Source organism: Bremerella alba, assembly GCF_013618625.1.
GTDB lineage: Bacteria > Planctomycetota > Planctomycetia > Pirellulales > Pirellulaceae > Bremerella > Bremerella alba.
Map to the genome: position 1 here is coordinate 269825 of NZ_JABRWO010000005.1, position 11603 is coordinate 281427.

Annotated in this window: 9 protein-coding genes; 4 read left to right on the forward strand and 5 right to left on the reverse strand. The window is 56.6% G+C overall.

Translation table 11 applies throughout. The features are described from left to right. Positions 1–32: 32 nt before the first annotated feature. Entirely contained in the window at positions 33–1448 is a 1416-nt protein-coding gene (gene leuC / locus HOV93_RS10685) for a 3-isopropylmalate dehydratase large subunit (protein WP_207396488.1), read from the reverse strand. A 209-nt stretch (positions 1449–1657) separates the two neighbouring features. Beyond that, complete coding sequence (locus tag HOV93_RS10690) at positions 1658–3334, reverse strand: serine/threonine protein kinase (protein ID WP_235990149.1); 1677 nt, start codon at positions 3332–3334, stop codon at positions 1658–1660. 302 nt (positions 3335–3636) lie between these two features. Between HOV93_RS10690 and HOV93_RS10695 the strand changes: the two genes are divergently transcribed. Together HOV93_RS10695 and HOV93_RS10700 are read left to right on the forward strand one after the other, a co-directional pair. Continuing rightward, positions 3637–4974 (forward strand): nucleotide sugar dehydrogenase, encoded by a 1338-nt coding sequence (locus HOV93_RS10695; RefSeq protein ID WP_207396490.1) that lies wholly within the window; start codon positions 3637–3639, stop codon positions 4972–4974. 116 nt (positions 4975–5090) lie between these two features. Beyond that, the gene (locus HOV93_RS10700) at positions 5091–6200 is read left to right on the forward strand and encodes a hypothetical protein (RefSeq protein ID WP_207396491.1); all 1110 of its coding nucleotides are present in this window, start codon (positions 5091–5093) and stop codon (positions 6198–6200) included. An 8-nt stretch (positions 6201–6208) separates the two neighbouring features. On the opposite strand, the gene HOV93_RS10705 is transcribed toward HOV93_RS10700, so the two are convergent. Continuing rightward, a complete protein-coding gene (locus tag HOV93_RS10705) occupies positions 6209–6757 on the reverse strand; it encodes a hypothetical protein (RefSeq protein ID WP_207396492.1) in 549 nt (182 codons plus the stop codon). 371 nt (positions 6758–7128) lie between these two features. Here HOV93_RS10705 and HOV93_RS10710 point away from each other — a divergent pair, with 371 nt between their 5' ends. Together HOV93_RS10710 and HOV93_RS10715 are read left to right on the forward strand one after the other, a co-directional pair. Next, complete coding sequence (locus HOV93_RS10710; RefSeq protein ID WP_207396493.1) at positions 7129–8139, forward strand: ketoacyl-ACP synthase III; 1011 nt, start codon at positions 7129–7131, stop codon at positions 8137–8139. Positions 8140–8174: 35 nt separating this feature from the next. Then, the gene (locus HOV93_RS10715; protein ID WP_207396494.1) at positions 8175–8729 is read left to right on the forward strand and encodes a YqgE/AlgH family protein; all 555 of its coding nucleotides are present in this window, start codon (positions 8175–8177) and stop codon (positions 8727–8729) included. Positions 8730–8959: 230 nt separating this feature from the next. Here the strand turns inward: HOV93_RS10715 and HOV93_RS10720 are convergent, their stop codons facing one another. Continuing rightward, on the reverse strand, positions 8960–9823 hold the full coding sequence (locus tag HOV93_RS10720) for a hypothetical protein (RefSeq protein WP_207396495.1): 864 nt from the start codon (positions 9821–9823) through the stop codon (positions 8960–8962). A gap of 472 nt (positions 9824–10295) precedes the next feature. Beyond that, positions 10296–11399 (reverse strand): M24 family metallopeptidase, encoded by a 1104-nt coding sequence (locus tag HOV93_RS10725; RefSeq protein ID WP_207396496.1) that lies wholly within the window; start codon positions 11397–11399, stop codon positions 10296–10298. Between the last annotated feature and the right edge of the window lie 204 nt (positions 11400–11603).

The following is an 11603-nucleotide window of genomic DNA, read 5'->3' on the forward strand; positions in this document are numbered from 1 at the left end:
AGAGGGTTGATCGTTAGCTTTGAATCAATGGCTTACTTGAAGTCCCACTGACGAACGTCGACAAAATGTCCGGCGACACCTGCTGCGGCAGCCATTTCGGGGCTCACCAGGTGGGTCCGTCCGCCGCGTCCTTGACGCCCTTCAAAGTTGCGATTGCTGGTCGAAGCACAACGCTCGCCCGGTTCGAGTTTGTCTGGGTTCATCGCCAGACACATGCTGCAGCCGGCTTCACGCCATTCGAAGCCCGCTTCGATGAAGATCTTGTCGAGACCTTCTTCCTGGGCTTGCAGGCGAACCTGACCACTACCAGGGACGACCATCGCATGCACGCGATCGGCCTTCTTGTGACCCTTGACGACACTCGCCGCAGCACGCAGATCTTCAATACGACCGTTGGTGCACGAACCGATAAAGACGCGATCGATGTTGACATCCGACATCGGCTCGCCGGCCTTGAGGTCCATATATTCCAAAGCCAGTTCCGTCGAGCGGCGTTCGGTCGCGTCGGCGAAATCGCCCGGGGCGGGAATCGGCTTATCGACGGCACAAACCTGGCCGGGGTTGGTTCCCCAAGTTACCTGCGGAGCGATGTCCTTGGCTTGGAACTCGATCAGCTTGTCGTACTTGGCACCGGGGTCCGAGGGAAGATTCTTCCATCGCTCGACGGCCGCTTCAAAATCCTTGGGAGCGTACTCGCGGCCGCGGATATATTCGAAGGTCGTTTCGTCCGGAGCAATCATACCGGCTCGGGCACCTGCTTCGATCGACATGTTACAGACGGTCATCCGCTGTTCCATGCTCAGGGCGCGGACCGCTTCGCCGGTGTATTCCAGCACATAGCCGGTACCGCCGGCAGTGGTCAGGTGGCCAATAAGAAAAAGCACAAGGTCCTTTGCCGTGACACCACGACCAAGCGTGCCGTTCACGCGAAGTTCCATCGTCTTGGGCGAAGTTTGAATCAGCGTCTGCGTCGCGAGCACGTGCTCGACTTCGCTCGTACCGATACCAAATGCGAGCGCCCCAAAAGCACCATGCGTGGCCGTATGACTGTCGCCACAAACGATTGTCATGCCCGGCTGCGTTAGCCCCAGTTCAGGGCCGATCACGTGGACGACCCCTTGTTTGGCATCGTTGAGGTCGTACAGCTGAACGCCGAAATCCTGGCAGTTCTGCCGCAGCGTATCGATCTGCTGCTTCGAAATCTCGTCGACGATTGGCAGCGAGCGATCGGTGGTGGGTACGTTGTGGTCGGGGGTTGCCTTGGTGAGTTCCGGTCGGCGAACCTTTCTACCGGCCAGACGCAGGCCTTCAAAAGCTTGAGGGCTGGTCACTTCATGGACCAGGTGCAAGTCGATATATAGCAGGGCCTGCTTGTGAGGTTCGGCATCGACAACGTGGTTGTCCCAGATTTTCTGGAACATCGTACGGGGGGCGTTTTCCGCGATCATTCGTCATTCCCCAAACAGCTTTGACTTAGGTCCGTAAGAGATACACAAGCGAGAACAGGCCCGCTCGGTTTGCCAAAGCCCCCTACAAACTATGTGGGGGGCAGGGCATAAGGATAGACCAGCATTATATCTGGAAATCATGAAAACGGGAGGGGCAGCCAGCTCAACCCACAAGTGGGGGGAGCCTAAGCCCGGTCCCGTGGGAAGAATTACCCGCGAATTTCAGCGATGCGTGTTTCGTCGGTCGGCTGAAGTTCTTCCTCAGGCTGAGGGCATTCCGCAATCGTTTCGTTTGCGGTCCACCACTGTACGGCGTCGGACTGGAGCCAGGTGCCGGACGAGGCACACTTGTCCAACGCTTCGGCCATTTCCAGGATCGACTGATAGCGGTCGTCTGGATCTTTGGCAAGGCAACGCAAGACGATCGCTTCCAGATCGTGCGGAATCGAGGCAACATGCTCCGACGGCGGCACGACCGATTCGTGGGCGTGGGCAATGATGACCTTGATCGGCCGGTCGTACTCGAATGGAGCATGACCGGTCAGCATGAAGTAGGCCAATATGCCGACTGAATAAATATCGCTTCGAGCATCAGGCTCGCTTTCGCCGCTGGCCTGCTCAGGCGACATGAACAGGGGTGACCCGGTGATCATCCCTTCCTGCGTCAAATTGGAATCTTCGTTCGAGGCGATCGGCTTGGCCAAGCCAAAGTCGAGCAGTTTGCCCACGTCATAGAACCCACCACGCTTGGCCGCAAACACATTGGCGGGCTTGATGTCGCGGTGGATCATGCCCTGCGAGTGGGCTTCGTTGAGGGCCTCGCAAACTTGACGTAGCAAGTGAATCACGCGTCCCGGTGGCATCGGCCCAAACCGACTGACCAAATCCGAAACATTCAGCCCCGGCAAGTATTCCATCACGTAATAGAACGTGCCGTCTTCGGTACGACCGTAGTCGTAGATATCGATATTGTTCCAGTGCGAAAGCTTCGAAGAAGCGTGCACCTCGCGTTCAAATCGAGCCAGCACGTTCGAGTCGCCAGCCTTCTCGGGGCGAATGATTTTGATCGCACACGGGCGTTTCATCAGGTAATGATGGGCCAGGTAGACCTCGCCCATGCCACCGGTCCCCAGACTGCGGCTCAGGCGATATTGGCCGAGCTGCTGAGCCTGAAACGCTTCGGTTCGCAGTACGTTGATCGTGTACACGCCAAACACAGCAACCGCGCCGCAAATCACCATCTTCAGGCCGATCTCGGCCAGTTGCTCGGGATTGTCGTAGATAATGGTGTAGCACATCTGATTCGTCGCCCAGGCATACCCCAAAAGTGCTAACGGAGCAATCACCATGGCCCCGATGACGACAGCCGCCCGATGCCAGGTGTTGGGAATGAACAGAGCGTAGATAAAGATCAGCAAAATCCAGCCCGAGCTAGGGCTCAAGAGCACGCCGTGATCGCGAGCGCACATCTGCATGGAATGATATTGGGTCATCAGTAGAAATAACGCGGGAAGCCCAAACGTCACAATCTCTTGCGATCGGAGTAGCCCCCGTCGAACATCACACTTCGGACAGAGCAAATAGCCCGTCGAGGCCAGCAAAAGCAATAACGCTGCGTGCATGTAAAGCAGAACAGGGCTCTTGTCAGCTACAAGATTGTTTCCCCAGAAATGCTCGTAAGCATGCCACGCGAAAAAGACGGCGAAAATACCGAACATGACCGCCGTGGCCACCCGCAGCCGAAGTCGCAGCAGCGACTGGGTTACCCGTGAAAAGTGCGGGCTGGACGAACCTTCCACCAAAGCAATATGGGGCGCAGACGAACTCGTCTTCTGAACGCCTGAGTTACTCGGCGCAACAACGGTCTCGTCAAAATGCCGATTCATCGAATTTGGTGGAGTATTATCTGTCATACAGTAATTTAGAAAGCCTTTCGGAATTCTAGCGGAGCATCCGTCCGTCGATTTATAGTAACGTGTTCGATATCAATAGGCGAATCTTAAACCAATACACGATCTTAATTTTCAGATAGCCGCAAACAACGATTTACGGTGCACTCGCGGAAACCAACTAATCACACCTTTGAACCAGTATTACCGGTCGCCGTTCTACCCTCAAGGGAAAACGACCACCAAGTTGGTTTGTGATCCTATTCCTTTTAGTAACGCTTACTCGAAAAGACACGCCGATGGCTGAAAAAGTTCTGCATTCTTACGAATCCCTTAGCCAGAAGCTGCACGATCATACGGCCGTCGTGGGTGTCATCGGAATGGGTTACGTCGGTCTCCCGCTGGTCAAAACGTTCGCCGACTGCGGCTATCAATGCCTGGGCTTCGATACGGATCCTAACAAAGTCGAGAAACTTCTCCGTGGTGAAAGCTACATAAAGCACATTAATAGCGAGTGGATTGCCTCGAATGTTAAAATAGGGCGTTTCTCGGCGACTTGCGAGACCGCTCGCATGGCCGAAGCCGACGTCCTTCTTATTTGCGTGCCGACCCCACTGGACAGTTCTCGCGACCCTGACTTGAAGTATGTGGAACGAACCGCAGAGGCGATCCGTTCTTCACTACGCCAAGGGCAATTGGTTGTTCTCGAGAGTACGACCTACCCCGGAACGACGAGAGACGTGGTTCTACCGATTCTTGAAAAGAGCGGTCTGACCCCCGGCGTCGATTTCTTCGTCGCCTATAGCCCCGAGCGGGAAGACCCCGGCAACCCTCAATTTTCGGCGGCGAACATCCCCAAAGTGATCGGCGGGCTCGAACAGCATAGCCTGAAGCTGGCCTGCGCGTTGTACGAAAAAGCAATCGCTGAGGTCATCCCGGTTAGCAGCCTGGAAGTGGCCGAGGCCTGTAAGATCCTCGAGAACACCTACCGAGCCGTGAACATCGCGATGGTGAATGAACTGAAGGTACTGTTCGATCGCATGGATCTCGACCTGTGGGAAGTGATCGACGCGGCCAAGACCAAGCCGTTCGGTTTTCAGGCCTTCTACCCGGGGCCAGGGCTGGGGGGGCACTGCATCCCGATCGATCCGTTCTACCTCAGTTGGCTGGCTCGCAAGGAAGGCCTGCCGACGCGATTCATCGAACTGGCTGGCGAAATCAACACCAGCATGCCGCAGTTCGTCGTGCAGAAGCTGATGCTAGCCCTCAACGACAATCAAAAAGCGGTCCGCGGCAGCAAGATCCTGATGCTCGGTGTGGCCTACAAACCCAACGTCGACGACCCCCGCGAAAGTCCTGCGTTCGCCATCATGGAACTTCTGGAACCGCTCGGCGCCGAGATTAAGTACAACGATCCGTATATTCCCAAGCTCCCGTCGATGCGAAGCTTCGAGTTCTCGCAAAAGGAAAGCATCGAGCTGACCGCCCAAACGCTGGCCGAAGCGGACGCCGTGTTGATTGTCACCAACCACAAGGATTATGACTGGGAGTTCATTGCCCAACATGCCCAACTGGTGATCGATACCCGCAACGCAATGAGCGGGGTCACCGAGCGGGCGAATATTCGTAAGGCGTAGCTCGACCTATCTGCGAGCGATGACAAGCATCCAATTGCAGCCGTGTAACGAGCCAGCAACCGTGTATACTGTGTAGTAGGTCTAACTTGCGTTCGACATATCCAACGGACTTATTCATGTCAGCTCACTTCATGCATATTTCGCTCACCGCCGTTTTGCTGGGACTCGGTCTTTTCGGCAGCCCGGCCCTGGCTCAAACCACTTCGTACAACCAGAGCCAATCTAACCACACCTTCACCAGCAAGCACGGTAGCTTCGAGTTCACCGGCAAGGCGCTCAAGAGGGAAGGGGACTACGTTTCGTTTCGGGCCAGCGATCGAACCGAAATCTGGCTTCCCGTCAAATACTTGAGCAGCGAAAGCGTCGACTATTTAAAGTACCTCAGCGGCGAAGGCCCGGCTCCGACCGGCGTCACCGATTCGCCCATGAATCCTTCTTCCATCGGCTCGACGACTGGCCCAACGACTGGCGGCCCAGCAAGCGGGGAGATGGCCAATAAACCCGACGACAGTTCATCGAGCACGCCCCCAGGCGATGAAACCAAAACGCCGATGGACACCAAGCCAGCCGACCCAGGCAAGGGAGACCCCGACAAGATCTACGCTCCTGGGACGGCAATCGACGTACTGGTCGACAGCGAGTGGTTTCCCGGCAAGGTCTTTGCCCGACGGCCAGCCGACAACGCCTACTTCGTTTCGTACAGCGTCAACGGTCGGCCCAAGTCTGCCTGGATTCCCGCTGTCGAAATTCGCCCTCAGGGGGAAGAGCAGCCCATGTCCGGCGAACCGATGGAGGACTCATCCGATGACGACGACATGGCTTCCGACGATCTCTCTTCGTTCGACTTCAAAAACGTGAAGATCACCGCGAAGGACCCGATTGGCTACGAGGTTGGCCCGATGAATAAAGGGGACATCCTCAAGCTGCGTTATGTTTCCGGCAAGTGGAAAACCTGGGGCGGACTGGCCACCGCATCGCCCGATGACAAAACGCCTGCCGGTGGCGACAAATGCCGGATGGGGATCTGCGCCGTGCACGACAATGGCGATCTTCAAAAGTTAACGCTCGTTCCTGGCGAGACCGTCAGCAATCCCTTCAGCTGGACGGCCGATCGTACGTTCGAGAAGATCATCTTGCAGGTCAACGACGACGACGGTGACTTCGCGTCGAATCCTGAACGCGATGTCACCTATGCGATCGCCATCGAGCGGACCGCTTCTTCCTAAGGCGAAGCCTACGCCGCCCGACGTACCGGGCTGGTGGTCATCGCTTCGATCTGGCTCATCGAATAGCGACCGAAGCTCAGCTCTCCCTGGGCGTCTTTAACTTCCCACAGCACCAGACTTTTCTCGTTAAGCATCCGAGGAATCCACGAAAGCGATCGGCGGATGCTCTCGATGTCTTGATCGGCCGAGATAATCAGCAACTGCACGTCGCGAAAAGCATTCGCCACGCGGGGCAGGGCACTGGCAGCGTCGCCGGGAACCAGTTGAACCTTGGCTCCCAGGGCATTGAGTGTCTTGTGGGCGGACTTGAGCGGTACTCCGTCTTCCCCTGGGCGACCCTCGAACATGTCGATGCCCAGGAACTGGATCGGTCGATCGTCAGCATAAAGCTGAGCGAACTCAATCAGGTCTTGAGCGCGTTGAGTCTTACCCAGACCAACCTCAGCGATCTTAACGATCGGAGCTTGCTGGCGAATCCAAGAGTAAATTTCACGCTGATGAACCGGCTTGGAAAACCACGACTTCAGCAAATAACGAAGAACACGCCCGGCAGCCAATTTTGAGTCCCTTCAAAACGACGCCCATACTTTTAGTAGAATGACACGAACATTTTTTCGGCATTAGGTGCGGTCTGTCCGTAGTTTTTTCGTGGCTACCTGAAAAGCGTTTATCCGCGTCCCCTAAACCTTCAGTAGATTACCTAAACCAACTTGCATGCCCCATGCTTGCCCTGTCGATGAGACGTTTCACGTCAACTCGGCAAACCGCCCAAAATAGGGAATTCCTACGCACGGGTATCGCACGTTTCCTGGAATTGATAAGCTTCGAGGACTCAAATGGTGCGCTTGGTCGCTCCGGAAGGCCGCTCTGACAGGACGCAGATTGTCGGCCGACTCCAGCTGTCAATTCGAAGTGAAGAGTGTCGTTTGTGAAATACGCATCTATCGGTCCCATCTCTACTTACCTTCCTCAAAAGATTGAGACCAACCAGCAATTGCAGGACGAATTTCCCAGCTGGGATATGGACCTCATCTATTCCAAAACGGGGATCGCATCGCGACATATCGCCGAGCCAGGCGAGTGCGCGTCGGACTTAGGGGTGAAAGCGGCCGAGCGTCTCTTCGACGAACACCAGATCGACCCGCAGTCGATTGACTTTCTGCTCTTTTGCACGCAAACGCCCGACTATCCATTGCCCACGACGGCCTGCCTGATGCAGCAGCGGTTGGGCCTGCGGGTTTCCTGTGGGGCATTGGATTTCAACCTGGGCTGTTCGGGGTTCATCTACGGATTGTCGCTGGCCGAGGGTCTCATCCGAGCTGGCATTGCTCGGCGAGTCCTCTTTATTACGGCCGAGACCTACTCCAAATACATCGATGCCGACGACCGGAGCTTGCGCACGATCTTCGGCGACGGAGCAGCCGCGACCTTGATTGAAGCGGCCCCCGAACCAACGCTCGGCGGGTTTCAGTTCGGCACCGATGGAAGCGGGGCCGATACGCTGATGGTCCCCGACGGCGGGGCGAGACCGGCTGACCAAGCCCATAAGCCCCGGCATCGCAAGCGTTGGAATAGCCGCTTGTACATGGATGGCCCAGCCCTAATCAACTTTACCGTGGGTGCCATTCCCGAGTTGGTGCGAAATATCTTCTCGGCCGCCGGGATTCCGAAATCGGACGTGAAACTCTATCTATTTCATCAAGCGACCCGTAAAATGCTGGAGCAGTTGCAGGAAGCTTTGGAGATCGATAGCGATCGCATGCCGATCGCGCTAGAGACCGTTGGCAACACCGTCTCGGCGACGATTCCCCTCATGATTCACGACTTGCGAAAGCAAAATCGACTGACCAAAGGAGCAAAACATCTTCTGGTGGGCTTCGGGGTCGGTTGGTCCTGGGGCGGATGCATTTGGCACGATCATTTCGGCAACGGCGATTGACCCGTTCGTTTTGACCTCGAGGAGTTGCGCCAGCGATGCAGTCTTTGGCCGGACAATTTCTGATTGCGTCCCCCTATCTTCCCGATCCCAATTTTCTGCGGACCGTCGTCCTGATGGTTCAGCACGACGACGAAGGGGCATTGGGCCTGGTGCTTACCCGCCCGATCAATCTGACCGTTCAAGAGATCTGGAAAAACATCTCTGGCGAAAGCATCGATGCCCCTGAAAGCGTCCTCCAAGGCGGCCCGGTCGAAGGACCGCTGATGGCCCTGCACCAGGAAGAAAAGCTGGGCGAACTGGAAGTCATCCCCGGGGTCTACTTCTCGAGCCAGCGCGAAAACATCGAGCCACTCATTCGCGAAAGCCGCCACGAATTCCGCTTGTTCCTCGGCTACTCTGGCTGGGGCGATCAGCAACTGGAAGACGAAATGGAAGTCGGCGGTTGGCTCACCCTGGCGGCCAAAAAAGAACAAGTCTTCGAGACCAACAACGACGCCCTCTGGAAAAGCGTCTCCGGCGAAGTCGGCACGAACATCATGCGCGACTCGCTGAACCTAAAACGCATGCCGCAAGACCCCAACGTGAACTAACACGGGGGTTCTTCTGGTACGCGCACCGCTCTCCTGTCCCCTCGCCCCCGTACCCGGGGGCGAGGGGACAGGAGAAGAGAGTCCTGTTCTGCTGTAGGGTGCTGAGCAGCGCAGCGAATCGCACCATGCACAACGTTGTCGCGTTGCCATGGGATGGAGGCCGCATTTGGTGCGATACGTTCCGCTTCGCGTCACTGCTCACACCCTACCTTGGGTGAAGGGTCGCGTTGTTAGGGTGGACCGCGTTCTTTGGTTTGGGAAGCTCTTTCTAACGCCTGACGTACTCGGTCACGTCTTCTGTTCTGGACGACCTTTTTCGCATGCCCACGAAGACGTGGGCATGGCACCCGGCGCTTTGTTGGTAGGGTGGTTGGGTGTTCTTTGTTGGATGGCGTTTCGTGCGGGCGGTTGAGTTCGCGCTCTAACGCGTCGATCTCTTCCTGCTTGGCGCATATTTCTCCCTGCAGTTGCAGGTTGAGCGCCTTCATGCGGTAGAAGGTCCAGGCGAAGAACCGCTTCTCTTGGTAGGACAACGGCTCTTGGATTGGTTGTTTGCTTCGACGGATTTCCCGCTCGCGGTAACGATGGTGAAGCTGGCGTTCGCGTTTTGGTCGAGGCTCCAGCGGTGGAAGCTTAGGAGGTTGGCACTTCTTCGGTTTTGCGATTGTGGGCGGATCTTCCTTGGGAAATTCGTACGCTTCGATCTCGGGATCGATGGGTACTACCAAGGGGTCTGCCCGGTAGCTGGGACCGGCTTCGTCCATTACTCGCGTGAAGTGTTCTTCTTCGGTTACTTGCGGGGGTTCTTCTGGCTCACGCGTGATCGCCTCTTGGGCTTCTTGCCTTCGAGTGATCGCGCTCAAGGTTGCCCCTTGCGGGCGGCCCAGCGGATCGTTGCCGTATTCGGCCCGGTGCATGGGGTTTTCGAATGGTGGCTCCTCGGGTGGCTCTTGGGGAGGCTCGTCGGCCAGTATTGCCAGGACTTCTCCGCAGAAAGGGCATAGGAGTCGGTTGCCATCGATCACGGCAACCTGCGAACCGTGCGCGGAGGCGCCCGGTTCGTGTTTTTCAGGTTTTTCGTGGTGATGGGACATAATGGTGCTCGTAAATATTTGTGTGCAAAGTGATGGGTTAGTTTAGTAGGGCCCGCGTGTCGCGGGTCGCGAAGCTGGTACCCGGTATACGACCCGCGACACGCGGGCCCTACGGTTTGCTGCTTGTCTAGCAGCGAAACTGGGTACTGTTTTTCGTATGCCTAAAAAGAAAATAGGCATGATGCCGGGGAAGCGTCCCCTGGGCATGATTTAGATATATCAGCCTGGTGTAGCATATGTATAGTGCTCAAATGAAAATTTTTTTAGATTCGCGCGGGCGTGGGTTGGATACCGGGTGCCAGCTTCGTGACACGCGTTCGCGTGAGGCCCTGCGGATGGATACTTGCTTCTGGGTTCGGGCCCGTTGTATTAGCCGCTTGTGGTCTGGGGCCGCTCAGAGATGAATCTCTGAGCCACCCCCAGGGTAACAAGTCGGATCCGCGGCGTATCAGGCGTTACACGCAGAGAGCGATTAGGCCAATTCCATCTTGAACGGCGAGAGATTCTCGATGCCGTTCTCAGTGATCAGGTAGTCGTTTTCCAGACGCATGCCGAACTTCAGCCGGGCATCGTACAGGCCTGGTTCGCAGGTGAAGACGTCGCCGACTTGGAAGGTATCGTCCCAGTTCGAGTTCAGGTGCGGAGCTTCGTGCGGGTACAGACCAATGCCGTGTCCCAAGTGATGGGGGAACTCGCCAATGGGGGCTCCCTTGAGAATCCCTTGAACTTCCAGAAACAGCTCTTTGCAGCTCTTGCCAGGTTTCACGACCGAATCGAGGTGCGTGAAGACCTTCATGACGTGCGTCCATGCTTCTTGCTGCTCGTCGGTTGGTTTTCCGTTAACAGCAATCGCACGGCAGTTGTCGGCAAAGTAACCCCGGAAGGCCGGACCAAGATCGAGAATGTACAACTCGCCATCTTCCACGCGACGATCCCGGGCAGGGCCCCCCATCTCGCCGCTGGCATAGTCGTTGCCGGTGCCCGTTAACGCTTCGCCAAACTGGGAAACGGCGGCCGCTTGCAGTTGATTGAAGACTTCCAGTTCGTTGATCCCCGGACAGATGATCTCGCGGGCCTTTTCGTACATCTTCTCGGTGCCGCTGATGGCCATACGAATCTTGGCGATTTCGTCGGCGTCCTTCTTGCGGCGCTGGCGATAAATCTCGGGCTCGATATCGACCAGCTCGGCGCTGAACTGACTCGACACGTGAACCGGGTAGCTCGAGTACTCGACGCCCAAACGCTTGGCCGAGCCTGCTTCTCGCAAGATATCGAGGACAACCTGGCTCGATGCGGCTCGCTGGTCGTTTCGTAGCGTCGAGAGCCACTGAGCCTCGTAGGTGCGAACGTCATCGGCAGCGGCCGAATCGGGGGCCTCGTTCGGAGCGACCAAGGCCAGGCGACCATCGGCAAACAGCACGACAGCTGGCGAAAACTTGAAATCGTAGCGAGGCCCTGCCAGCCATTGCACGTGTTCGTTTTGCGTGACGACGATTGCGTCGAGCGAGTGGCTTTCCAAAGCGTTTAACAAGCGTTTCTGGCGACTACGGCAAGCGTCGATGTCGATTCCCAGCATGACAGTGCTCCGCTACGATGATGACGGTGGGGGTAGGATTAATGCGGAGAACAACCTAACAGCCAGGCGCTATGCTGAAAAGTATGGACGCACGGCAATTTGCCCATCTTTAAGTGGCGGCATGGTTTGCAGCGCGCAAAACAAGGGCCGCCCCCGGGAAGGCGCGGCCCTTGCTTGCGATCTTGATGGCTTCACTCTCTTATC

Bases quoted from the DNA above. Each gene is read 5' to 3' on its own strand.
- leuC (WP_207396488.1), bottom strand. From the start codon at position 1,448: ATGATCGCGGAAAACGCCCCCCGTACGATGTTCCAGAAAATCTGGGAC.
- HOV93_RS10690 (WP_235990149.1), bottom strand. From the start codon at position 3,334: ATGAATCGGCATTTTGACGAGACCGTTGTTGCGCCGAGTAACTCAGGC.
- HOV93_RS10695 (WP_207396490.1), top strand. From the start codon at position 3,637: ATGGCTGAAAAAGTTCTGCATTCTTACGAATCCCTTAGCCAGAAGCTG.
- HOV93_RS10700 (WP_207396491.1), top strand. From the start codon at position 5,091: ATGTCAGCTCACTTCATGCATATTTCGCTCACCGCCGTTTTGCTGGGA.
- HOV93_RS10715 (WP_207396494.1), top strand. From the start codon at position 8,175: ATGCAGTCTTTGGCCGGACAATTTCTGATTGCGTCCCCCTATCTTCCC.
- HOV93_RS10720 (WP_207396495.1), bottom strand. From the start codon at position 9,823: ATGTCCCATCACCACGAAAAACCTGAAAAACACGAACCGGGCGCCTCC.
- HOV93_RS10725 (WP_207396496.1), bottom strand. From the start codon at position 11,399: ATGCTGGGAATCGACATCGACGCTTGCCGTAGTCGCCAGAAACGCTTG.